Source organism: Acidovorax sp. Root70, assembly GCF_001428225.1.
Classification (GTDB): Bacteria; Pseudomonadota; Gammaproteobacteria; order Burkholderiales; family Burkholderiaceae_C; genus Acidovorax.
Window position 1 is genome coordinate 369,945 of the sequence record NZ_LMHQ01000031.1, and the last position, 20,903, is coordinate 390,847.

Below are 20,903 nucleotides of genomic sequence, written 5' to 3' on the forward strand. Positions count from 1 at the left end.
AACAACTGGCGCCAGCTTAAAGAGCGCGCATGTAGGTTTCATGACAGCCAGCACCACCTCTCTCACGACCTCGTTACAGGCCCCGCAAGCACCACTGCGCTCCACACGCGACAGCTTCTGGACACGCATCGCCGCCGAGCTGGCCGAGGCCATCGGCAGCGGCGTCTATCCGCCGGGCCAGCGCTTGCCCTCGGAACACGCGTTGGCCGAGCAGTTTGGCGTGAACCGCCACACCATCCGCCGCTCGCTCGCCAGCCTGTGCAGCCAGGGCCTGGTGCGCATCACGCAGGGCAGCGGCACCTATGTGGAAGACTTTGCAGTGGACCTGGTGCTGGGCAAGCGCACGCGCCACCAGCAGGGCCTGGCGCAGGCAGGGCTGCGTGGCAGCCTGGTGGTGCTGCAGGCCCAGACCACACGCGCCACAGCGGCGCTGGCCAAGGCGCTGCAGGTGCCCGCGCGCAGCCCACTGCTGGCGCTGCGCGTGCGGGGCGACGCCGAGGGCCAGCCCCTGCACATCAGCGAGCGCTACTTTCCCCTGCCGCGCTTCGAAAATCTGGCGGCCGTGGTGCGCGAGACGGGCTCCATCACCGCAGGCTTCACCGCCCATGGCGTGGCCGACTACACCCGCCGCGAAAGCCGCATCACCGCCGAGCTGCCCAACGCCGAAGTGGCCGCCCAGCTGCGCCAGCCCACGTCACGCCCCGTGCTGCAGGTAGAGAGCCTGAACGTGGACCTGGAAGGCACGCCCATCGAATGGGCGCGCGCCTGGTTTGCCGGCGACCGCGTGAAACTGACCATTGACCACAATGAACACACCTGACATGCCACCCACCCACCACCGCTATGCGGTCTATTTCGCACCCAACCCGGGCAGCCTGGGCTGGCTGGCGGGCAGCCACTGGCTGGGGCGCTGCGCTGCGCTGCTGCAACCGCTGCAGCAGCTAGCCATCGACGGCGTGGCGGCCGACACACTGCACCGCCTGACGGCGGCGCCCCGCCGCTACGGCTGGCACGCCACGCTCAAGGCGCCGTTTGCGCTGGCCCCCGGCACCGACTGGATCACGTTGCACCAGGCCGTGCAGGAAGTGGCACGCGGGCTGCAACCCTTTGTGCTGCCGCCGCTGCAGGTGCAACGCATCGACGACTTTCTGGCGCTGGTGCCCCCGGCGTTGCACCCCGCCAATGCGCAGATCCAGGAGACCGCCGCCACCTGCGTGACGGCACTGCAGCCCTTGGCCGCACCCTTGTCCGACGCCGACCTGGCCCGGCGCCGCGCAGCGGGGCTTACCGCACGGCAAGATGCTTTGCTGCAGCAATGGGGCTACCCGTTTGTGCTGGACGAGTTCCGCTTTCACATGTCGCTCACCAGCAGCCTGGCACAGGTGGACGCACCCACACAGTCGCTGGTTTTCGAGGCCGCGCAGGAATTTTTCTCTGACCTGCCCATCCTCAAGTTCAACAGCCTGGCTTTGTTTGCGGAGCCCACGCCCGGCGCGGACTTTGTGTTGCTGGACCACCTGGAGATGGGCGCATGACCACCGGTCGGCTGGTCTACTGCATGGGCCCCTCGGGAGCGGGCAAGGACAGCCTGCTGGACTGGCTGCGCGCCCACCTGCCCCAGCCCTGCCCCGCGCACTGGGCGCAGCGCACCATCAGCCGTGCCGCCACGTCCGGTGGCGAAGCCCATGACAGCGTTTCGCCCACAGCGTTTTCAGCCCTGTGCAGCGAACACGCGTTTGCCCTGCACTGGCAGGCCAACGGCCTGGGTTACGGCGTAAGACATGCGCAACTGGCGCCGCTGGCGCGGGGCCACTGGGTGCTGCTCAATGGCTCGCGCGCCTACCTGACTGAGGCCCTGGCGCGGTTCCCGGACCTGGTGGCCGTGCACATCACGGCCAGCCCGCAGGTGCTGCGCGAGCGCCTGCTGTCGCGCGGCCGCGAGACCCGCGAAGAGGTGGAGGCACGGGTTCAGCGCGCGCTGGCCTACACGCCGCCCCCGGGAGCTGCCAGCCTGGAGGTGCACAACGACGGCGCTCTGGGCGACGCAGGCCAGCGGCTGCTGAACGCGCTGGAAAATTTGCCGGGCTGGCCCCGGCGCAGTGGCAAACTTTCGCCCATCGCTCCCATCCTTTCCAGCACGCCATGACCACCATCACGATTTATCACAACCCGAAGTGCGGCACGTCCCGCAACACCCTCGCCATGATCCGCAACAGCGGCGTTGAACCCGAGGTCATTGAATACCTGAAAACCCCACCCGACCGCGCCACGCTGGTGGCGCTGATTGCCGCCACGGGCGAGCCCGTGATCAACGCCGTGCGCACCAAGGAAGCGATCTTCACTGAGCTGCAGCTGGACGCACCAGGCGTCACCGACGCGCAGCTCATCGACGCGATGCTGCAGCATCCCATCCTCATCAACCGCCCCATCGTGGTCACGCCCCTGGGCACTCGGCTATGCCGCCCGTCCGAGAAGGTGCTGGACATCCTGCCCGCGCCGCAGCAAGGCGGGTTCACCAAGGAAGATGGCGAGGTCGTCATCAACGCGCAGGGCCAGCGTGCTTGAGGCCACCCCACACCCCCAGGCCGTAGCGCACCGCGCGGCATGAACGCCGCCTCGCAACGCTGGACCGTAGCGCGCCTGGGCACGGCCCAGACGCTGGCCTGGGCCTCGTCCTATTACCTGCCCGCCATGCTGGCCGCGCCCATGGCGCGCGACCTGGGCGTGGCCACGCCCACGGTGTTCGCGGCATTTTCGGTGGCGCTCATCGTGTCGGCGCTGCTCGGGCCCTTCGCAGGCCGCGCCATCGACCGCCATGGTGGCCGCCCGGTGCTGGTGGGCACCAACCTGTTGTTTGCCGCCAGCCTGGCGGGCATGGCGCTGGCGCGAGGCCCAGTGGGCCTGTTTGCTGCCTGGGTGCTGATGGGCGTGGCCATGGGGTCGGGCCTGTACGAGGCCGCGTTTGCCACGCTGGTACGCCTGTACGGCCAGGGCGCACGCGGCGCGATCACCGGCATCACGCTGATTGCCGGGTTTGCCAGCACCGTGGGCTGGCCGCTGTCGGCCTGGATGGAGACGCAGTGGGGCTGGCGCGGCGCGTGTGCGAGCTGGGCGGCACTGCACTTGCTGGTGGGCGTGCCGCTCAACGGCTGGCTGCCGCGCGCCGACACTGCAAAGAAACCGCCCCCACCTTCGGCGGATGAACCTGTGGCGGCCACCTCGGAACCGGCGGCACCCTCCCCGCCCACTGCCGCCCACCCGCTGCGCACCACCGTGCTGCTGTCCTTTGTGTTTGCCGTCACCTGGTTCACCAGCACCGCCATGGCGGCCCACCTGCCGCGCCTGCTGCAAGCCAGCGGCACATCGCTGCAGGCAGCTGTGGCCCTGGCCGCGCTGGTGGGCCCGGCCCAGGTGGCAGCGCGCCTGCTGGAGTTTGGCTTGCTGCGACGCCTGCACCCGCTGCTGTCTGCCCAGCTGGCCGCCGCCGCACACCCCGTTGGCGCGGGCCTGCTGATGGTGCTAGGCGGGCCTGCGGCAGCGGTGTTTGCCCTGCTGCACGGCGCGGGCAACGGCATCCTGACCATTGCCAAGGGCACGCTGCCGCTGGTGCTGTTTGGCCCTGCAGGCTACGGCGCGCGCCAGGGCCTGATGATGGTGCCCGCCCGTGTGGCGCAGGCGTTTGCGCCGGTGTTGTTTGGCATGGCGCTGGACCGCACTGGCGCCGCCGCCCTGTGGCTCACCACACTGCTGGGCCTGGCCGCGCTGTGGTTGCTGCGGCCTGTGGCGCGGGCCTGAACGATCAGCCGCGCGGCACCACAAACGCCTTGCGCGCCGCCAGCGCTGCGGGGCGCGAATGGCAGCCTTCCAGGTGGTCGTTCACTAGCCCCATGGCCTGCATGAAGGCGTACACCGTGGTGGGGCCCACAAAACTCCAGCCGCGCTTTTTCAGGTCCTTGGACATGGCGATGGATGCGGCCGAAGTGGACAGGGTGCGCGCCACTTCGCGCGTGATGCGCTCTGGCCGGTCGGTGGCGGCGGGCTCGTAGCGCCAGGCGTAGTGCGCCAGCGAGCCGAACTCGCGCCGCAACTCCAGCACACGGCGCGCGTTGTTGATGGTGGATTCGATCTTGCCCCGGTGGCGCACGATGGCCGCGTCCTGCACCAGGCGCTCAACCTCGGCCGGGCCGAAGGCCGCGACCTGCTCCGCATCGAAGTTCGCGAACGCTGCGCGAAAGCCCTCGCGCTTGTTCAGGATGGTGAGCCAGCTCAGGCCCGACTGAAAACCCTCCAGGCAGATCTTCTCGAACAGCCGGCGGTCGTCCGCCACCGGGAAGCCCCACTCGGTATCGTGGTAGTGGCGGTACAGCGGCGTGGCCTGGCACCAGGTGCAACGCGGGCAACCGGCTTCGTCGGCGAACAGGCCGTCGGCCAGTGCGGGTGGGCGAGCAGGATCTTGAGCAGTCGGAGGGGTCATGCGCGGCATTCTAGAAACCACCACAGCCAGGCTGCTGACAGGGCGGGTACAAAGGGTTCTATCTGCCCATAAACTGCACTGCATGCGCAAGCCACTTTCCCGCCTGCGGGCCACTTTCAGCCTGATGTTTTGCCTGGTGCTGGGCGGCTGCGCCAGCACCACCGGCCCCTCCAACGCGTGGGGCTACTACTGGCAGTCGCTGCGCGGGCACATGCAGATCATGCATGCCGCAGAACCCATTGACGACTGGGTGGCGCGCAAAGACATCTCGCCCGCCCTGCGCGAGCGGCTGCAGCTGGCGCAACGTGCGCGGGCCTTTGCGGTCACCGAACTCGGCCTGCCCGACAACGCCAGCTACCGCCGCTATGCCGACCTGAAGCGCTCCGCCGCCGTATGGAACGTGGTCGCCGCACCGCCCTATTCGCTGACGCTGCACACCTGGTGCTTCCCGGTGACGGGCTGTATTGGCTACCGGGGCTACTTCACCGAAGCCGCAGCGCAGGCCGAGGCTGCCGAGCTGGCAGCACAGGGCCTGGAGGTGGAGGTGTACGGCGTGCCCGCGTACTCCACGCTGGGCTACATGAACTGGGCGGGCGGCGACCCGCTGCTGTCCACCTTCATCGCCTGGCCCGAGGGCGACTTTGTGCGCCTGCTGTTCCACGAGCTGGCGCACCAGGTGGTCTATGCCCAAAACGACACCTTGTTCAACGAGTCCTTTGCCACGGCGGTGGAGCGCATCGGTGTGGCGCAGTGGCTGGCTACGCAATCCACCCCCGCCGCGCGCGAGGCCTATGCCACCAGCGAGGCGCGGCGCAGCGCCTTCCGCGCGCTCACCCGGGCCACACGCACCCGCCTGGCGGCCATTTATGAGCAAAAAGAGCTTCAAGCGCTAGAGGATCATGCGCTGAATGCTATGAAAATAGAAGCAATGAAGGCTTTCCGAGACGACTATGCCGCACTGCGCGCACGCTGGCTGGACGCGCCCGGCGGCACGCCCCCCCGGACCACGACCGCCCAGGTGGCCGGCTACGACCGCTGGGTGGCGCAGGCCAACAACGCCAGCTTTGCGGCCCAGGCCGCCTACGACGAACTGGTGCCCGCATTCGAAGCCTTGTTTGAACGCGAGGGCCGCAACTGGCCCCGGTTTTATGATGCCGTACGACAACTGACGCAGCAGCCCCAGCCCGAGCGGCACGAGGCCCTGCGTGCCCTTTTACCTGACCCCCAACACCTCGAGGAGACAGCCGGTGCCTGACATTCATATCCACCGCGAACACCACCTGGGTTTCAAGGAAGCCCGCAAGGTCGCCTTCTCCTGGGCCGAGAAGGTCGAAGAAAAATTCGACATGGAATGCACCTACGAAGAGGGCGAAAAGGAAGACCTGCTCACCTTCACCCGCACCGGCGTCAAAGGCACGCTGCTGGTGGATGCCCACCAGTTCGAGATGAAGGCCCAGCTGGGCTTTTTGCTGGGCGCCTTCAAGGACCGCATCGAGGCCGAGATTGGCGAACAGCTGGACGCGCTGCTCAATGCACCGCACCCCGGTGCCAAGAAGCCCGCCACCGACAAGAAGAAAGCGGCGGCAGACACGGATGCCGGTAAGCCAGCCCCCAAGACAGCAGCCAAGCCTGCCGCCAAGGCCAAGAAGGCCTAGCCGCAAGGGCCCCGCCATGACATCCACCGCGAACGAGGCCAGCGCCCACAGCCCAGCGTTTGACACCCTCTCCACGCTGCTGCACACCCGCTACAGCTGCCGCGCCTTTCTGCCCGAGCCGCTGCCGCGCAGCACCATCGAGGCCATCCTGGCCGCCGCGCAGCGCACGGCCTCGTGGTGCAACGCGCAGCCCTGGCAGCTCGCCATCGCCAGCGGTGCCACGCTGGAGCGCCTGCGCAATGCCCTGCAATCCCACATGCTCGCCGCTGCGCCCCAGCCAGACCTGCCCTGGCCCCGCGAATACCGGGGCATGTACCAGGAGCGGCGGCGCGAATGCGGCTGGGGCCTGTACGAAGCCCTGGGCATTGCCAAGGGCGACCGCGAAGCCTCGGCGCGCCAGGCGGCGCAGAACTTCACCATGTTTGGTGCGCCGCATGTGGCCATCGTCACCAGCGATGAGGCCCTGGGCGTGTACGGCGCGGTGGACTGCGGCGCGTATGTGAGCAACTTCATGCTGGCCGCGCACAGCCTGGGCGTGGGCTCCATCGCGCAGGCCGCGCTGGCCTCCTACCCCGGCGTGCTGCGCGACGTGCTGGGCATTGGCGAGGACCGCAGCATCGTCTGCGGCATTTCGTTTGGCATGGCAGACCCCGACCACGCGGCCAACCATTTCCGCACCACCCGTGCCGATCCGGCCAGCAGCGTGGTGTGGCGTGATTGAGAAGGTTTGACCGAGCGGCGTCAGGCCGCAGCGCGCAGCAAGGGTTGACGCTCGCGCAGCAACCCAAACAGGTTCTTGGGGTCGGACAGCTGGGGGATGAGTTCGATGGGCTGGCCCATGCCCAGCTCGGCTGCCGCGTCGCGCAAGAAGCGCAGCGCAGAAAAGTCCTCCAGCGCAAAGCCCACGGAGTCGAACACCGTCACCGCAGCGTCGCTGGCGCGCCCGCCGTGCTGGCCCGCCAGCACCTCCCACAGCTCGGTCACTGCAAAGTCAGGCGGCAGTTGCTGGATGTCGCCTTCAATGCGCGTCTGTGGCGCGTATTCCACAAACACCTGGGCCTGGCGCAGCACGTCGGCATGCAACTCGGTCTTGCCGGGGCAGTCGCCGCCCACCGCGTTGATGTGCATGCCGGGCGCCAGCAGGTCGGGCGTGAGGATTGTGGCGTTGGTCTTGTCGGCCGTCACCGTGGTCACGATGTCGGCGCCGCGCACGGCCTCGGCCGTGCTGGTGCAGGCCACGGTGCGCAGGCCCGCCGTGCCTTGCAGGTTGGCCTGCAGCTTGGCCATTGCAGCCGGATCGGTATCGAACAGGCGCAGGGTGTCGATGCCCAGCAGGTGGTGAAACGCCAGCGCCTGGAATTCGCTCTGCGCGCCGTTGCCGATCAGCGCCATGGTGTGGACACCGGGGCGGGCCAGGGCCCGCGCGGCCACGGCCGACATCGCGGCAGTGCGCAGCGCCGTGGTGAGGGTGAGTTCGCTCAGCAGCAGCGGCGCACCCGTGGCCACATCGGCCAGCACGCCAAACGCCATCACGGTGGACAGGCCCCAGCGCGTGTTCTTGGGGTGGCCGTTGACGTACTTGAATGCATAGGTCTGCCCATCTGAAATGGGCATGAGTTCGATCACGCCGTCGCGGGAGTGGCTGGCCACACGCGCTGACTTGTCGAAGGCGCTCCAGCGCAAGAAGTCATCCTGGATGTAGTCGGCGATACCGCGCAGGCAAGGCTCGACGCCCTTGCGCTGCACCAAAGCGATCACATCGGGGGCGCTGAGGTACAGGGTGGAAAAGTGCTGGGGGGCAGCCATGGTGTTTGTCTCCAGATACGACTGAATGTGTCTCCAGGCAGTGTCCCGAAGCGCCAGAACAATAGGAATCGCCCAAACTGCCGCATATTGCTGGGCTGTTTGCCGGTATGGCAGCCCCAACTGCCACTTTGCTCAAAAGCCCCAAGACATGCCCCCACGCCACCCGCGCGCTATCCTCTGCGGCTTGACTCGCCCCGCACCATGACGCCCCCAGAAATCCTCATCAGCGAAGTCGGCCCACGCGACGGCCTGCAGTCCGTCCAGGCCACCATGCCCACCACCCACAAACTGCGCTGGATCGACGCGCTGGTGGCGGCGGGCCTGCGGGAGATCGAGGTCGGCTCGTTCGTGCCCGCACGCCTGCTGCCCCAGATGGCCGATGTGGCCGAGGTGGTGCGCCACGCGCTCACCCACCCCGGCATCACCGTGATGGCGCTGGCGCCCAACCTCCGTGGGGCCGAGGCCGCGCTGGCGGCCGGGGTGCACAAGGTCACGCTGCCGGTGTCGGCCAGTGCCGCCCATTCGCTGGCCAATGTGCGCAAGACGCGCGAGGCCATGGTCGAAGAGGTGCGGGCCGTGGCGCATCTGCGCGACGCGCAGGCGCCCGGCGTGCTGGTGGAGGTGGGGCTGTCCACCGCCTTTGGCTGCACGCTGCAGGGCGCGGTGTCCGAGGACGATGTGATATGGCTCGCTGGCCTGTGTGCCGAGGCCGGGGCCGACGAGGTGGGACTGTCGGACACCACCGGCATGGCCAATCCGGCCCAGGTGCGCCGCCTGTTCACGCGCCTGCGCGCCGAGCTGGGCGCCAAGGCTGGAGCCGCCCACATGCACAACACCCGGGGCCTGGGCTTGGCCAATTGCCTGGCGGCCTACGACGTAGGGGTGCGCACCTTTGACGCATCACTGGGCGGCCTGGGCGGCTGCCCCTATGCGCCGGGCGCGTCCGGCAATGTGGTGACCGAAGACCTGGTGTTCATGTTTGAGGCCATGGGCGTCCCCACGGGGGTGGACCTGGAGCGGTTGATGGCCGCGCGCGCGCCGCTGCAGGCGGGGCTGCCGGGCGAGCCGGTCTACGGCATGACGCCGGAAGCAGGGCTGCCCAAGGGGTGGGTTCAGCGTTAGACCGCCGTTGCCTCCAAAGAAAAAGGCGACCTTGGTCGCCTTTTTCTTTGGAGAGACCCGCCGTATCAGCTCAGCGAGGTGATCAGGTCCACATACTGCTGCTTGGCTTCATCGGCGCCCGTGCCCTTGAGCTTTTCCCAGGCGTCCCACTTGGCGCGGCCCACCATGTCGGAGAAGCTGGGCTTCTTCTCGGTGTTGTCGCCGGCGGTGGCTTGCTTGTACAGCGCATAGATCTTGAGCAGCGTGGCGTTGTCGGGACGCTCGCTCAGGTTCTTGGAATTGGCCACAGCGGCTTCGAAGGTGGCGTTGAGGTCGGCCATGTCAGTGTGCTCCTGGGAATGTTTGGGGGGAGGGAAAAAACGGTGTCGGCAAGGGTTTGCTGCGTTGTATCTTACGGGCTGAGCATGGCCCGGGGCCGCTCAATCCATAGAGGCAAGCCCCCAAAAATCAAACAATAGGTGTACATCTGATGGTGACCCGCATTCCAGCCCCCAGCAAAGCCGCGCCCGGCAATGGCCAGAATCCCTTGCGCAAGGTGCACGACCAGGCCCCCGAGGTGGCACGCAAGGCCGCCCAGGCCTTGCCCCCCGCAGCCCGCAAAGCCGCCACCGTGGTCCAGAAGAACGTGCGCCGCGCGGCAACCGGCATGTTGGGCCTGTCGGGCGAACGCATGAGCAAGGTGGATACCGCCTGGCTGCGCATGGATTCGAGCAGCAACCTGATGATGATCAACGGCGTGTGGACCCTCTCGCCTGGCATCACCTGGGAGGCGCTGTGCGAACGCGTGCAGCAGCGTCTGCTGCAGTACCCACGCTTTCGCCGGCGGGTGGTGGAAGATGCGGCGGGCGCCACCTGGGTGGAGGACCGCAACTTCGACATCGCCGCCCATGTGCTGCGAGAGAAGCTGCCCCACCGCAAAGGCCACAGCATGCAGCGTGCGCTGCAGGACCGCGTGGGCGAACTGGCCATGCAGCCGCTCGATACACGCCGCCCGCTGTGGCAGATGCACCTGATCGAAGACTTTGTGGGTGACGACGGCGCCCAAGGCAGCGCGCTCATCGTGCGCATCCACCACTGCATTGCCGACGGCATCGCCCTCATTTCGGTGACCATGTCACTGGTGGATGGCGGCTCGGAGCCCCCCAAGCGCAAGGCGCGGGCCAACAAGGAAGCCGCCACCGCCGAGGACTGGATTGCCGACGCGCTCATCAAGCCCTTCACCGGCCTCACCGTGAAGGCGCTGGACCTGGCGGGCGACAGCGCGGCCAAATCGTTGCAGATGCTGGGTGCCCCCGACAAGGCCATGCAGCATGGGCTCTCGGGCACGGCCGACATGGCCCGGGTGGCCTACCAACTGGTAAGTGATGCGGCCGCGCTGGCTTTGATGCCCGACGACTCGCCCACGCGCCTCAAGGGCCAGCCCGGCAGCGCCAAACGCGTGGCCTGGTGCCCGCCGATCCCGCTGGAAGAGGTCAAGGCCATCGGCAAGGCGCTCAACTGCTCCATCAACGATGTGCTGCTGTCCTGCGTGGCGGGCGCCATCGGCGGCTACCTGCGCAGCCAGGGCGACGACCCTACGGGCCAGGAAATCCGCGCCATGATCCCGGTGAACCTGCGCCCCATGGAAGAGGCCTGGAAGCTGGGCAACCGCTTTGGCCTGGTGCCCCTGGTGCTGCCGATTGGCGTGGCCAACCCCATCGAGCGCGTGTACGAAGTACGCAAGCGCATGAACGCGCTCAAGGGCAGCACCCAACCCATCCTGGCGTTTGCCATGCTGGCGGTGGCGGGGCTGATGATCAAGCCCGCGCAGGACGCGCTGCTCAACCTGTTTGGCCGCAAGACTACGGCGGTGATGACCAATGTGCCCGGCCCCAAGGAGCAGCTCACACTGTGCGGATCGCGCGTCACGCAGTGCATGTTCTGGGTGCCGCAGTCGGGCGACATTGGCCTGGGGGTCTCCATCCTCAGCTACGGCGGTGGCGTGCAGTTTGGCGTGATCACCGACACCACCTTGTGCCCCGAGCCGCAGCAGATCATCGACGCGTTTGCACCCGAGTTTGACCAGTTGTCGCTGCTCACGCTGATGCTGCCGTGGGGCGAATGACAGGCTCGGCACCACTTCCGCTCCGCGCCTGGGCACACCGGGCGTGTGCAATCGCGTTGCTGCTGGGCACCTGCGGCGTGCACGCGAAGGTGCAGGAAGAAAACACCCAGCGGCCCTACGTGGTACGCGCCCAGCCCGGTGAGAGCCTGCGCGCGGCCTTGCACGCAGCCACCCCCATTGCGGTGGTTGGGCAGCGCTTTCATGGTTATACCCGCTGGAACGTGCGCTGGACCTTCCGCTGGTGGCGCGAAGCCTCGGGCCTCTGCGCGATCACCGAGGTCACCACCCGGTTGCACACCGAGGTGCAACTGCCCGAACTGCAAGCCGCGAGCCCCGAGCAACAAGCGGCTTTTGACCGGTACCTGCGGGCCCTGTCCGACCATGAGCAGGGCCATGTGCAGATCGGCCGCGATGCAGCGCAGGCCATCGACCAGGGCATCCGCCAGATGCCTGCAGCGCCCGATTGCGCCACGCTGGAGCGCGAGGCCAATGCCCTGGGCCACCGGCTGCTGCAGGACCATGTGGCACGCGAAAAGCAATACGACCAGCGCACCCGCCACGGTGCCACACAAGGCGCGCGGCTGGACTGATCACACAGGCTGAGGCCAGTAAAGTTCTTAGCGCTTGCGTTGTAGAGGCGCTGCCACCAGCCCATCCGTCAAGCGGGACACCGCGGCCACCACCTCCGCCACGGGCTCGCCCATCTGCACACGCACGATGGCGCCCTCCACCACCAGGGTGAGTGCCTGCGCATCCTGCGCACGGTGGGCAGACGCAGGCAGCAAGCCCGCCAGCAGCGCCGTCATGTCGCGCTTGTGGCGCTGTGCAATCTCCAACACCTCAGGCACGGTGTCTCCCAGTTCGCTCACGCTGTTGATGAAGGCGCAGCCCCGAAAGTGCTCGCTGCCCAACCACTCCGCCAGGGCAGGCGCCAAGGCCCGCGTGCGGTCGGTGCTTGCAGGCAGCGCGTGCGCATGGCGCTGCAGCGCATCGGCAAACCAGGCCATCCAGCCCGTGTGCCGGTACTCCAGGTACGCGCAGATCAGGTCGTTCTTGCTCGGGAAATGCCGGTAGAAGGTCACCTTCGTCACGCCGGACTCCGCGATCACGCGGTCGATGCCCGTGGCACGGATGCCATCCCGGTAGAACAGCGCATGGGCCGTGTGCAGCAGGCGGTCTCGGGCGGGTAGGTCTTGCCAGCCAGGGGGGAGTGGGTCAAAGGTCATTCGCTCATTGTAGACAAACCTGTCTACATGGCTTTATGATGGCACGTAGACAGACCTGTCTACATCAACCCTTCACCTTCGAGGTCCCCATGGAAACACGCCCGCCCTTGCCTCCCTTTACACAACACACCGCCGTCCAGAAGGTGCGCCTGGCCGAAGACGGCTGGAACTCGCGCGACCCTGCCCGCGTGGCCCTGGCCTACACCGAAGACACTCGCTGGCGCAACCGCGCCGAGTTCCCCGTGGGCCGCGAGGCCGCCCGGCAGCTGCTGGAGCGCAAGTGGGCGCGCGAACTGGACTACCGCCTCATCAAGGAGCTGTGGGCGTTCAGCGGCCACCGCATCGCCGTGCGGTTTGCCTACGAATGGCATGACGACGCAGGCCAGTGGTACCACAGCTACGGCAACGAGAACTGGGAGTTCAACGACAACGGTCTGATGGCCGTACGCCACGCCAGCATCAACGACCGCCCCATCCAGGCCGCTGACCGGCTGTTCTTCTGGCCCCTGGGGCGCCGGCCGGATGACCATCCGGGGTTGAGCGACCTGGGCCTTTGAGGATCGGCGGCCGCCCAGGGGACCGGCAAGCGCTCAGGGCTGCGACGCCACCTGTGCCAATGCCAGTTCCCATAACGACTCCGCCACCGGCGACATCTCGGCGCGCTGGCGGTACAGGCGGATCTGCACCGGCACGTTCCAGTCGGCGCCCCCGGCGGCCACCAGCGTGCCGGTGCGCAGCTCGTCGGCAATCAGGCTTTCGGGCAGCCAGGCCACGCCCCGCCCTTCCTGGGCCAGGGTCTTGAGCAACACCGCGTGGTGCGCTGTGAACACCACCGCCACCGGGCCGTCAGCGCCTTCGGCAAACACCCCGCGCATACGGGCCCGCATGATGCGGCCCAGACCGGATGCCTCGCTGTAGGCCAGAACCGGCACCGGGGCCGACTGGCCCAGCGCGTGCAGCGGCTGGCCTGCAGCCCCCCCCGGCTGGCGCGCACTGACGGGCAGCAACCGGTCGTCCGCCAGGCGGCACATGGGGTACTGCGCCTCGTCCAGGCGTCCCGGCACCCCCTCATGGCCATGGCACAGCACAAACTGCACACGGCGCTGCAGCATCAAGTCTTCGCAGGCCTGGGAGCTGTCCGACATGGTCTGGATGGGCCCTAGGCGCAGCCGTGCCTCCATGCCCACCAGCCAGCGCGGAAAGAACGTGAGCGAAAGTACATGCGTGGCCGCAAAGCGCAGGCTGGCAGCGGCCAGGTCATGCGCAGCGCGGGCCTTGATGCGGGCAGCCTCCAGATTCGCCAGGATGGTTTCGAGCAGCGGCAACAAGCGCTGGCCCGCCGCCGTGAGCGCCGCAGGGTGGGCACTGCGGTCGAACAACTCCACGCCCACCCAATCCTCCAGGGCGCGGATATGCCGGCTGAAGGCGGGCTGGGCAATGGCACGGGCCTCCGCCGCGCGCGAGAAATTGCCCGTCTCGGCCAGGGCGAGGAAATCCTCCAGCCATTCCAGGTCGAGGGGTCGGTTGCCGGGTCCCATGTGTCTCCGCGATGGATCGATAGATAGTTGTATGCGATTCGAGTATTGGACCGCTGGCACCGGGTGGGAAATGATCCACCCCGTTGTTCACCAGCTTTTCCCAACGGAGACAAGAAAGCATGCCTGCCATCTCGAATTATCGCGGGATCATCCCCGCCATCTCGTGCCCCTTCACCCCGGATCACCGCATCGACGAGCCCGCGCTGCGCAAGCTCGCGTCCTGGCTGGCGGGCCACGAGGGGGTGGTGGCCATCATGACCAACGGCCACACCGGCGAGGTTTTCTCGCTGACGCCAGCCGAGCGCGCCGAGGTCACCCGCATCGTGGCCGACGAGCTCAAGAGCCGTTGCCCGGTAATCTCGTCCATCGTCTGCGAAGGCCTGAAGGACGCGGCCGACCATGCCCGCGCAGCGGTCGAAGCCGGCGCCGTGGCGCTCGACGTGATGCCCCCGCACCACTGGCTGCGCTTTGGCTTCACACCTGGCCATGCACTGCAGTACTTCGAGGCCATCCACCAGGCTGCGCCCAACGCCGACTTGGTCTGCCATGTCTACCCCGCCTGGACGCGTGCCTCGTACTCGTCGCAGCTGCTGGCCGACCTGGCGAAGCTGCCCTACCTGCAGGCCTTCAAGGTAGGCCAGCGCGACATGAACAAGTACGCCCGCGACATCCAGGCGATCCGCGAGGCCGATGCCTCCAAGGCCATCCTGACCTGCCACGACGAGTACCTGCTGGCCTCGATGGTGCAGGGCGTGGACGGCGCGCTGGTGGGCTTTGCCACCTTCATCCCGCAGCTCATCATCGATTTGTGGAATGCGGTGAAGGCTGGCGATCTGAAAAAGGCTATGGAAGTGCAGGCCGTCATCACGCCGCTGAAAGACGCGGTGTACGGCGGCGGCGAGCCCACCGGCGAGGCACACGCCCGCATGAAGGGCGGCATGTACCTGGCGGGGGTGATCGACGACGCCACCGTGCGCCCGCCGACCGAGGCGCCGAATGCCAAGGAAGTCGAAGCCCTGCGCGCTGCGGTGAAGCAGGCCGGCTTGCTCAAGCGCTGAGCCCCTCGGCGAGGCGGGGGGATTTGGAGTCCCCCGCGCCTGACTGCACATCAGAAAACCGACAAGGAGACAAGACCCCATGCAACGCCAACATTTCCTCCGCGCCGCCGTGGGTGCGTTCACCCTCGCCATGGCGGCCGGCAGCTTTGCGCAGGCTTACCCCACCAAGCCCATCCGGATGGTCATCCCCTTTCCGCCGGGCGGCACGCTCGACACCGTGGGACGCCAGCTCGCGCAAAAGCTGGGCGAGCAGATGGGCCAGAACTTCATCGTCGAGAACAAGCCTGGCGGTAATGGTGTGATCGGCGGCGATGTGGTGGCCAAGGCCCAGGCCGACGGCTACACGCTGCTGTTCAACGCATCCACCTTCACCACCGCGCCCATGACAATGAAGTCCGTGCCCTATGGCGTGGTCAAGGACTTCACGCCCGTGGCGCTGGTGGCCAAGGCCCCGCTGTCGGTGGCCATCAACAAGAACCTGCCGGTCACCGACATCAAGTCGCTGATGGCCTACGCCAAGGCCAACCCCGGCAAGATGACCTTCGCCGTGGGCTCCATCGGCTCGGCCGGGCACCTATCTACCGAATTGCTCAAGCGCGCGGGTAATCTCGACTACCTGATCGTGCCGTACAAGGGCACGGCGCCGGCCTTCCAGGACCTGATCGGCGGGCAGATCGACGGCTTCATTGACCCCATCCTCGGCTCGCTGCAGTACCACAAAAGCGGCATGCTGCGGGTAGTGGCTGTCACTTCCGCCCAGCGCGCGGCCAGCCTGCCCGACGTGCCCACGGTGGGCGAGACGATTCCGGGCTATGAGTTCTACAGCTGGTACGGCCTGTGGGGCCCGGCCAAGCTGCCCGCAGACATCACGCAGCGGCTGAACTCCGAGGTGAACAAGGCCCTGGCCGAGATGACACCCAAGCTCAAGGAGCAAGGGCTGCTGACCACGCCGGGCAGCGTGGAGGACTTCGCCAAGTTCCAGCGCAGCGACATGGAGCGGTCGCAAAAAATCGTGACCGAAGGGAACATCCGTGTCGAGTAATGCCCGCCACGCGGTCGTCACGGGTGCCAGCAGCGGCATCGGCCGCAGCATTGCCGAATCGCTGCTCGCGAACGGCTGGAGCGTGAGCGGCCTGGACGTTGCCCAGCCATCCATCGTCCATCCATCGTTCATCCACGTGCCGGTCAATCTTGCCGACGGCGCCGACATCGCCCACGTGGCCGCAGCCCTGCCCAACGTGGATGCACTGGTCCACGCGGCGGGTGTGCTGCGCGTCGGTCCGCTGGGCCAGCTCGACCATGCGGGCGGCGAGCTGATGTGGCGGCTGCATGTCGACGCCGCCACCCGCTTGGCCGACGCCATCGTGCCCGGCATGGCCCGGCGTGGCCAGGGGCGCGTGGTGTTCATCGGCAGCCGCGTGGCCCAGGGCATGGCCGGGCGCGGGCAATACGCCGCAACCAAGGCCGCGCTGATCGCGCTGGCGCGCAGTTGGGCGGCCGAGGTGGCTGCCCAGGGCGTGACGGTGAATGTGGTGTCCCCCGCAGCCACCGCCACCGGCATGCTGAGCGACCCCGCGCGCCAGGGCAGCGCACCGCGCCTGCCGCCCATCGGCCGCCTGATCGAGCCGGCCGAGATCGCCGCGCTGGTGGGCTTTCTTCTGTCCGTCCCTGCCGCCGCCATCACGGGGCAGGACATCGCGATCTGCGGCGGCTCCTCGCTCGCCCGCTGATCCGTCCTCTTTATTCCGCCCTCTTTCCTCTTTGCCAACGAACGCGACCACCATGAAGATCGTCAACATCCTCGAATCGACTCGCCCCATCAAGTCGGACATCCGCAACGCCTACATCGACTTCTCGAAGATGACGCTGAGCCTCGTGGCCGTGGTCACCGACGTGATCCGCGACGGCAAGCCGGTGATCGGCTACGGATTCAACTCCAACGGCCGTTACGGCCAGGGCGCGCTGATGCGTGACCGCTTCATCCCGCGCGTGCTGGAGGCCGAGCCCGGCAGCCTGCTCGACGAAACCGGCGAGAACCTGGACCCGCACAAGGTCTGGGCCCGCATGATGATCAACGAGAAGCCGGGCGGCCACGGCGAGCGCTCGGTGGCCGTGGGCACCATTGACATGGCCGTGTGGGATGCCACGGCCAAGATCGCGGGCAAGCCGCTGTACCAATTGTTGGCCGAACGCTACGGCAACGGCACGCCCAACCCGCGCGTGTTCGTCTACGCCGCTGGCGGCTACTACTACCCCGGCAAGGGCTTGGACGGCCTCAAGAAGGAAATGGAGAGCTACCTGGCGCGCGGCTACTCGGTGGTCAAGATGAAGATCGGCGGCGCCACGCTGGCCGAAGACTGCGAGCGCATCGAGTCCGTGCTCAAGATCCTGGGCCCCGGCCAGCAACTGGCGGTGGACGCCAATGGCCGCTTCGATCTGAAGACCGCCATCGAGTACGGCAAGGCCCTTTCGCAGTACCCGCTGTTCTGGTACGAAGAAGCCGGCGACCCGCTGGACTATGAGCTGCAGGCAAAGCTGGGCGAGGTCTACCAAGGCCCCATGGCCACGGGCGAGAACCTGTTCTCGATGCAGGACGCGCGCAACCTGATTCGCCACGGCGGCATGCACAAGGACCGCGACTATTTGCAGTTTGACTGCGCACTGAGCTACGGCCTGGTGGAGTACCTGCGCACGCTCGACATGCTCAAGGAGTACGGCTGGTCCCCCAGCCGCTGCATCCCGCACGGCGGCCACCAGATGTCGCTGGCGATTGCCGCCGGCCTGGGCCTGGGCGGCAACGAGAGCTACCCCGACCTGTTCCAGCCTTACGGCGGCTTCCCCGATGGCGTGAAGGTGGACAACGGCTATGTCACGCTGCCGCCGCTGCCGGGCATCGGCTTTGAAGGCAAGTCGGACCTGATCGCCGAGATGCGCGCGCTGGCATCCTGACGGACGACTGGACGCAAAAAAAGGCACGCCCCTGGGCGTGCCTTTTTCCATCCAACGCAGCGCTCAGGTCGCAGAGCAGCTGAAGCTCTCGGCCTTGGCCGGATCGCCCATGCCGTTGTAGCGCGGGAACTTGGGGTACTCGCACACCGGGCGCTGCGCCACCGGCGTGGTGGTGCCAGGCACGAACTTGGCGGCCACCAGCTTGTCAGGTGCCGTGCCCTTCTCCACCCAGGTATCCATGGCGGCGAGCAGGTCGATAGAGCGCGGCTCAGTGCCCACGCCGTCCAGGTCATGTCCGTTGGAGGGCGAGGTGACCATGCGTGCAAAGGTCTGCACCTTGCTGGCGCCCAGGCGCTGCTTCACCGTGTCGAAGTATTCCGCCGTGCGGTACAGCGACACGCAGGTGTCGCCCAGACCGTACCAGATCAGCAGCTTGCCGCCGTTGTCGGCAAAGGCGGAGAGGTCCGGGTCCGTGCCGTCGATCATCTCGGCCAGCCGGCTGTACTGGGCCTGGTACTGCGTGGGATCGTGGGTCAGGATGTTGGCGTTGGGGTTGCCCTCCACCAGGCGCGCGGCTTCCGTCACGGCCATGTGGTTGAACGAATCGGGCGTGTCAAAGCTGGTGCCGAACATGTACGACTGCCAGTCCGAGGTGGACGCACCGCCCCGGCCATAGCGCGGGTAGCCCACTGCGCCGCGCGACAGGGTCACGGGCGTCTTGTGGTCGCTGTAGATGAGGCGGATGGACTCGATCTGGCCGGCCGTGAGGCAGCTGTCGTTGTCCGCGCCCTGGCACAGCAGGTCGGTGGGCACGTAGTGGCAAGCCTCGATGTTGCCGATGATGCCGTCCTTGAGGCCGTCCAGGCCATCGCATGCCGCGGTTTCGGCTTTGGCGTAGAGCGCAATCTTGGCGGGGCTCATCCAGTTGTCGCGGCTTTTGAAGATGTGGCGCAGCACCGTGGGGCCCAGGTTGACCTGGTGCGCCTGCTGGGCGATGGCGGGTTCCATGGCCACCACACCGTCATAGTCCTTGGGGTACTTCTGCGTGGAGATGAGCCCCGAGCGCCCACCGTTGGAGTGCCCCATGTGGTAGCGCCGCACGGGGCGTTTGCCGTAGAACTCGGTGGCGATCGCGGTGCCCACCTCCAGCACGAAATGGTTGGCGTCGAACGCGTGGTTGCGCAATGCCACGTCGCTTTGGCCCCAGGCAAAGCCGCGCACCTGGTGGCCGGAGTCGGAGCTGATCTTCACGAACGGGTTGGCCGACGGGCCTACCAGTTGCTGGTACCACGGGTCGTCGGTGGGGATGAAACCGTCAAAGCCGCCACCGCCAATGGTCAGCGTCTTGCCGTTCCACTGCGCCAGCGTGGGCAGCTCCACCGCCCAGTTGATGGTGGACTCGGGCGAGGAAAAGATCTGCCCGCGCACGATGCAGGCCTCGGGCAGCGTGGCGTCGGCCTTGCGCAGCTCGGTGCGGGTGATTTTGGCGCCGTGGGGCAAGGTGGCCGAGGTGTAGGCGGCGCAGGCCTCGGCCAGCGGCTTGCTGGCCAGCGGAGGGTTGGCGTCGCTACCGCCGCCGCAGGCCGTCAGCGTGAGGGCTGCCACAGCACCCAGGGTGCAGCCAGCGGCCCATCGCCCTGCGCGTTTCAGGGCGTGGAGGTGGCTTTGTCTCGCCACGGCAAATGGGTGGGGGTTTGGGAACATGCAAAGGTCTCCTGTTGTGAGTGGTTTTTCAGGAGCCCGGGCCGGGTGGCGATGCAGCGCGCACCGGTGTCTGGACTCCGGTGCGGACGATAGGAAAAGGCGGTGCGGTTGCAGCCTCTGCAAATGCAGAGGGAGCGGGAAACTACCGAGCCCCAGAGGCCTGCGTGCAGCACCCCGCAACCGCTAGTTACTGGTGGCGCAGTGCGGCCACCAGCTCCAGCTTGTTGCTCACGCCCAGCGCGGCGTAGGCTGTACGCAGGTAGGTGCGCACCGTCGCGGGGGTGAGGCCCAGCGTGGCCGCAATGTCTTTGTGCGAGCTGCCCTGGGCGTACAGCATGGCGGCGCTCAGCTCGCGCGGTGCCAGCGCCTGCTTGTGCTGGCGCGAGGCCAGGCTCACCGCCACCAGCGGCCCGCAGGGCTCCAGCCGCAGGCGGCAGGCCTTGCCCACCGACAGGGTGCAGGGCGCGCCCGCCAGCGCCTGTGCCACCGCCGGAGGCAGGTGGGTGCCGTTCCAGCCGGGGCTGGCCTCCCCCAGCGCCCGGCTGATGCGCAGCCCGGCAAACAGCAGCTCGCCCGACGGACGGGCCAGGGCAAAGCTGTCCCACGGGCGGCCGGGGGTGTCGCTCTGCAGGCGTTGCAGCCGGTGGTGCCACTGCTGCAACAGATGCAGGACGAATTCGCCGAACAGCACGGTCTCGCCGTCCGAAAACTCTGGCCGGGTTGGCGGGCGGTAGATGGAGACAAAAAACATCAGTCCGCTGTGCGGCAGCTCGGCCGTGAGGGCCATACAGTGGTACAGGCCGTGGCGCTGGCTGAAGGCCAGCACCTGCGGGTGCTCTGGAGCCTCGCCGATCACATCGCGCTCGCGGATCACCACCCCGAGCTGGCGCATGGACTGCAACCCAAACTCATCGACGGCCGCCAGCGCATTCCACTCCTCGGCAAAGCTGCGGCTCAGGCCAATGCTGCCGTGCAGCCAGTTGCGGGGCGCCACCTGCACATCGCCCGCCGAGACTTCGCCCCACCAGGCAGAATCAAAAGGCACCAGGCCTTGCAAGGTCTGCATGGCCTGGTGCAACAAATCCTGTGGGGCCACCTGCTGGGTTTGCTCTGAGAGCCTGAACAGGCTGCGGCTCAGCGCGCGCAGCGGGTCGGTCGGCGGAACGAAGGGTTGCTGTGCCAGCCTCGCCTGCCGGGCAGAAGGCGGGCTCATCGGCATGCGCGTCGCCCCGCATCGCGCACAGGGTCAGAGGCCATGGTGTCTCCT

23 protein-coding genes are annotated in these 20,903 nt (G+C 67.5%); 16 read left to right on the forward strand and 7 right to left on the reverse strand.

Annotated features, from left to right (window positions below):
* The first annotated feature begins 40 nt into the window (after positions 1-40).
* The 5 genes from phnF to ASD94_RS21435 are packed head-to-tail and all read left to right on the forward strand — an operon-like array spanning position 41 to position 3,795.
* Positions 41-820 (forward strand): phosphonate metabolism transcriptional regulator PhnF, encoded by a 780-nt coding sequence (gene phnF / locus ASD94_RS21415; protein ID WP_056647514.1) that lies wholly within the window; start codon positions 41-43, stop codon positions 818-820.
* The gene (locus ASD94_RS21420; RefSeq protein ID WP_056647517.1) at positions 807-1,535 is read left to right on the forward strand and encodes a DUF1045 domain-containing protein; all 729 of its coding nucleotides are present in this window, start codon (positions 807-809) and stop codon (positions 1,533-1,535) included. Before phnF ends, ASD94_RS21420 begins: the two co-directional genes overlap by 14 nt.
* Positions 1,532-2,146, forward strand: coding sequence for a phosphonate metabolism protein/1,5-bisphosphokinase (PRPP-forming) PhnN (gene phnN / locus ASD94_RS21425; RefSeq protein ID WP_056647520.1), 615 nt, complete (start codon positions 1,532-1,534; stop codon positions 2,144-2,146). The genes ASD94_RS21420 and phnN overlap by 4 nt, the downstream gene beginning before the upstream one ends.
* Positions 2,143-2,565 (forward strand): arsenate reductase (glutaredoxin), encoded by a 423-nt coding sequence (arsC, locus tag ASD94_RS21430; RefSeq protein ID WP_056647522.1) that lies wholly within the window; start codon positions 2,143-2,145, stop codon positions 2,563-2,565. Before phnN ends, arsC begins: the two co-directional genes overlap by 4 nt.
* Before the next feature lie 39 nt (positions 2,566-2,604).
* Entirely contained in the window at positions 2,605-3,795 is a 1,191-nt protein-coding gene (locus ASD94_RS21435) for an MFS transporter (RefSeq protein ID WP_056647525.1), read from the forward strand.
* Between the two features lie 4 nt (positions 3,796-3,799).
* Here ASD94_RS21435 and ASD94_RS21440 read toward each other — a convergent pair whose 3' ends face one another.
* On the reverse strand, positions 3,800-4,474 hold the full coding sequence (locus ASD94_RS21440; protein ID WP_056647683.1) for a DNA-3-methyladenine glycosylase I: 675 nt from the start codon (positions 4,472-4,474) through the stop codon (positions 3,800-3,802).
* Between the two features lie 82 nt (positions 4,475-4,556).
* Here ASD94_RS21440 and ASD94_RS21445 point away from each other — a divergent pair, with 82 nt between their 5' ends.
* Genes ASD94_RS21445 through ASD94_RS21455 form a run of 3 tightly spaced genes read left to right on the forward strand, consistent with a single transcriptional unit; the run spans position 4,557 to position 6,850 of the window.
* Positions 4,557-5,729, forward strand: a complete 1,173-nt coding sequence (locus ASD94_RS21445; RefSeq protein WP_056647528.1) for an aminopeptidase — start codon at positions 4,557-4,559, stop codon at positions 5,727-5,729.
* Complete coding sequence (locus tag ASD94_RS21450; RefSeq protein ID WP_056647530.1) at positions 5,722-6,129, forward strand: polyhydroxyalkanoic acid system family protein; 408 nt, start codon at positions 5,722-5,724, stop codon at positions 6,127-6,129. The genes ASD94_RS21445 and ASD94_RS21450 overlap by 8 nt, the downstream gene beginning before the upstream one ends.
* A 16-nt stretch (positions 6,130-6,145) precedes the next feature.
* Complete coding sequence (locus ASD94_RS21455; RefSeq protein ID WP_056647533.1) at positions 6,146-6,850, forward strand: nitroreductase; 705 nt, start codon at positions 6,146-6,148, stop codon at positions 6,848-6,850.
* Positions 6,851-6,870: 20 nt separating this feature from the next.
* Here ASD94_RS21455 and ASD94_RS21460 read toward each other — a convergent pair whose 3' ends face one another.
* A complete protein-coding gene (locus ASD94_RS21460) occupies positions 6,871-7,935 on the reverse strand; it encodes an ornithine cyclodeaminase (RefSeq protein WP_056647536.1) in 1,065 nt (354 codons plus the stop codon).
* A 201-nt stretch (positions 7,936-8,136) separates the two neighbouring features.
* Here ASD94_RS21460 and ASD94_RS21465 point away from each other — a divergent pair, with 201 nt between their 5' ends.
* Entirely contained in the window at positions 8,137-9,057 is a 921-nt protein-coding gene (locus ASD94_RS21465) for a hydroxymethylglutaryl-CoA lyase (protein ID WP_056647539.1), read from the forward strand.
* A 65-nt stretch (positions 9,058-9,122) separates the two neighbouring features.
* On the opposite strand, the gene ASD94_RS21470 is transcribed toward ASD94_RS21465, so the two are convergent.
* Positions 9,123-9,377, reverse strand: a complete 255-nt coding sequence (locus tag ASD94_RS21470; protein ID WP_055397012.1) for an acyl-CoA-binding protein — start codon at positions 9,375-9,377, stop codon at positions 9,123-9,125.
* Between the two features lie 149 nt (positions 9,378-9,526).
* Here ASD94_RS21470 and ASD94_RS21475 point away from each other — a divergent pair, with 149 nt between their 5' ends.
* Both ASD94_RS21475 and ASD94_RS21480 read left to right on the forward strand, forming a co-directional pair.
* On the forward strand, positions 9,527-11,161 hold the full coding sequence (locus tag ASD94_RS21475; protein WP_056647542.1) for a wax ester/triacylglycerol synthase family O-acyltransferase: 1,635 nt from the start codon (positions 9,527-9,529) through the stop codon (positions 11,159-11,161).
* A gap of 56 nt (positions 11,162-11,217) precedes the next feature.
* Entirely contained in the window at positions 11,218-11,751 is a 534-nt protein-coding gene (locus tag ASD94_RS21480) for a DUF922 domain-containing Zn-dependent protease (RefSeq protein ID WP_235510724.1), read from the forward strand.
* 27 nt (positions 11,752-11,778) lie between these two features.
* Here ASD94_RS21480 and ASD94_RS21485 read toward each other — a convergent pair whose 3' ends face one another.
* A complete protein-coding gene (locus tag ASD94_RS21485; protein ID WP_056647545.1) occupies positions 11,779-12,387 on the reverse strand; it encodes a TetR/AcrR family transcriptional regulator in 609 nt (202 codons plus the stop codon).
* An 89-nt stretch (positions 12,388-12,476) separates the two neighbouring features.
* On the opposite strand from ASD94_RS21485, the gene ASD94_RS21490 reads away from it, so the two are divergent.
* Positions 12,477-12,944, forward strand: a complete 468-nt coding sequence (locus tag ASD94_RS21490) for a nuclear transport factor 2 family protein (RefSeq protein ID WP_056647548.1) — start codon at positions 12,477-12,479, stop codon at positions 12,942-12,944.
* Between the two features lie 33 nt (positions 12,945-12,977).
* Here ASD94_RS21490 and ASD94_RS21495 read toward each other — a convergent pair whose 3' ends face one another.
* The gene (locus ASD94_RS21495) at positions 12,978-13,925 is read right to left on the reverse strand and encodes a LysR family transcriptional regulator (RefSeq protein WP_056647551.1); all 948 of its coding nucleotides are present in this window, start codon (positions 13,923-13,925) and stop codon (positions 12,978-12,980) included.
* A gap of 119 nt (positions 13,926-14,044) precedes the next feature.
* Between ASD94_RS21495 and ASD94_RS21500 the strand changes: the two genes are divergently transcribed.
* The 4 genes from ASD94_RS21500 to ASD94_RS21515 all read left to right on the forward strand — a co-directional run bounded on the left by ASD94_RS21500 (position 14,045) and on the right by ASD94_RS21515 (position 17,932).
* On the forward strand, positions 14,045-14,983 hold the full coding sequence (locus ASD94_RS21500) for a dihydrodipicolinate synthase family protein (RefSeq protein ID WP_056647556.1): 939 nt from the start codon (positions 14,045-14,047) through the stop codon (positions 14,981-14,983).
* 79 nt (positions 14,984-15,062) lie between these two features.
* On the forward strand, positions 15,063-16,025 hold the full coding sequence (locus ASD94_RS21505) for a tripartite tricarboxylate transporter substrate binding protein (RefSeq protein WP_056647557.1): 963 nt from the start codon (positions 15,063-15,065) through the stop codon (positions 16,023-16,025).
* Positions 16,015-16,713 (forward strand): SDR family NAD(P)-dependent oxidoreductase, encoded by a 699-nt coding sequence (locus tag ASD94_RS21510; protein WP_056647562.1) that lies wholly within the window; start codon positions 16,015-16,017, stop codon positions 16,711-16,713. The genes ASD94_RS21505 and ASD94_RS21510 overlap by 11 nt, the downstream gene beginning before the upstream one ends.
* Before the next feature lie 52 nt (positions 16,714-16,765).
* Complete coding sequence (locus ASD94_RS21515; RefSeq protein ID WP_056647565.1) at positions 16,766-17,932, forward strand: mandelate racemase/muconate lactonizing enzyme family protein; 1,167 nt, start codon at positions 16,766-16,768, stop codon at positions 17,930-17,932.
* Positions 17,933-17,995: 63 nt separating this feature from the next.
* Here the strand turns inward: ASD94_RS21515 and ASD94_RS21520 are convergent, their stop codons facing one another.
* Both ASD94_RS21520 and ASD94_RS21525 read right to left on the reverse strand, forming a co-directional pair.
* Positions 17,996-19,636 (reverse strand): tannase/feruloyl esterase family alpha/beta hydrolase, encoded by a 1,641-nt coding sequence (locus ASD94_RS21520; protein ID WP_235510726.1) that lies wholly within the window; start codon positions 19,634-19,636, stop codon positions 17,996-17,998.
* A gap of 187 nt (positions 19,637-19,823) precedes the next feature.
* The gene (locus tag ASD94_RS21525) at positions 19,824-20,849 is read right to left on the reverse strand and encodes a LuxR C-terminal-related transcriptional regulator (RefSeq protein ID WP_056647567.1); all 1,026 of its coding nucleotides are present in this window, start codon (positions 20,847-20,849) and stop codon (positions 19,824-19,826) included.
* Positions 20,850-20,903: the final 54 nt, after the last annotated feature.

Bases quoted from the DNA above. Each gene is read 5' to 3' on its own strand.
- phnF (WP_056647514.1), top strand. From the start codon at position 41: ATGACAGCCAGCACCACCTCTCTCACGACCTCGTTACAGGCCCCGCAA.
- ASD94_RS21420 (WP_056647517.1), top strand. From the start codon at position 807: ATGAACACACCTGACATGCCACCCACCCACCACCGCTATGCGGTCTAT.
- phnN (WP_056647520.1), top strand. From the start codon at position 1,532: ATGACCACCGGTCGGCTGGTCTACTGCATGGGCCCCTCGGGAGCGGGC.
- arsC (WP_056647522.1), top strand. From the start codon at position 2,143: ATGACCACCATCACGATTTATCACAACCCGAAGTGCGGCACGTCCCGC.
- ASD94_RS21435 (WP_056647525.1), top strand. From the start codon at position 2,605: ATGAACGCCGCCTCGCAACGCTGGACCGTAGCGCGCCTGGGCACGGCC.
- ASD94_RS21440 (WP_056647683.1), bottom strand. From the start codon at position 4,474: ATGACCCCTCCGACTGCTCAAGATCCTGCTCGCCCACCCGCACTGGCC.
- ASD94_RS21445 (WP_056647528.1), top strand. From the start codon at position 4,557: ATGCGCAAGCCACTTTCCCGCCTGCGGGCCACTTTCAGCCTGATGTTT.
- ASD94_RS21455 (WP_056647533.1), top strand. From the start codon at position 6,146: ATGACATCCACCGCGAACGAGGCCAGCGCCCACAGCCCAGCGTTTGAC.
- ASD94_RS21460 (WP_056647536.1), bottom strand. From the start codon at position 7,935: ATGGCTGCCCCCCAGCACTTTTCCACCCTGTACCTCAGCGCCCCCGAT.
- ASD94_RS21465 (WP_056647539.1), top strand. From the start codon at position 8,137: ATGACGCCCCCAGAAATCCTCATCAGCGAAGTCGGCCCACGCGACGGC.
- ASD94_RS21470 (WP_055397012.1), bottom strand. From the start codon at position 9,377: ATGGCCGACCTCAACGCCACCTTCGAAGCCGCTGTGGCCAATTCCAAG.
- ASD94_RS21475 (WP_056647542.1), top strand. From the start codon at position 9,527: ATGGTGACCCGCATTCCAGCCCCCAGCAAAGCCGCGCCCGGCAATGGC.
- ASD94_RS21485 (WP_056647545.1), bottom strand. From the start codon at position 12,387: ATGACCTTTGACCCACTCCCCCCTGGCTGGCAAGACCTACCCGCCCGA.
- ASD94_RS21490 (WP_056647548.1), top strand. From the start codon at position 12,477: ATGGAAACACGCCCGCCCTTGCCTCCCTTTACACAACACACCGCCGTC.
- ASD94_RS21495 (WP_056647551.1), bottom strand. From the start codon at position 13,925: ATGGGACCCGGCAACCGACCCCTCGACCTGGAATGGCTGGAGGATTTC.
- ASD94_RS21500 (WP_056647556.1), top strand. From the start codon at position 14,045: ATGCCTGCCATCTCGAATTATCGCGGGATCATCCCCGCCATCTCGTGC.
- ASD94_RS21505 (WP_056647557.1), top strand. From the start codon at position 15,063: ATGCAACGCCAACATTTCCTCCGCGCCGCCGTGGGTGCGTTCACCCTC.
- ASD94_RS21515 (WP_056647565.1), top strand. From the start codon at position 16,766: ATGAAGATCGTCAACATCCTCGAATCGACTCGCCCCATCAAGTCGGAC.
- ASD94_RS21520 (WP_235510726.1), bottom strand. From the start codon at position 19,636: ATGTTCCCAAACCCCCACCCATTTGCCGTGGCGAGACAAAGCCACCTC.
- ASD94_RS21525 (WP_056647567.1), bottom strand. From the start codon at position 20,849: ATGAGCCCGCCTTCTGCCCGGCAGGCGAGGCTGGCACAGCAACCCTTC.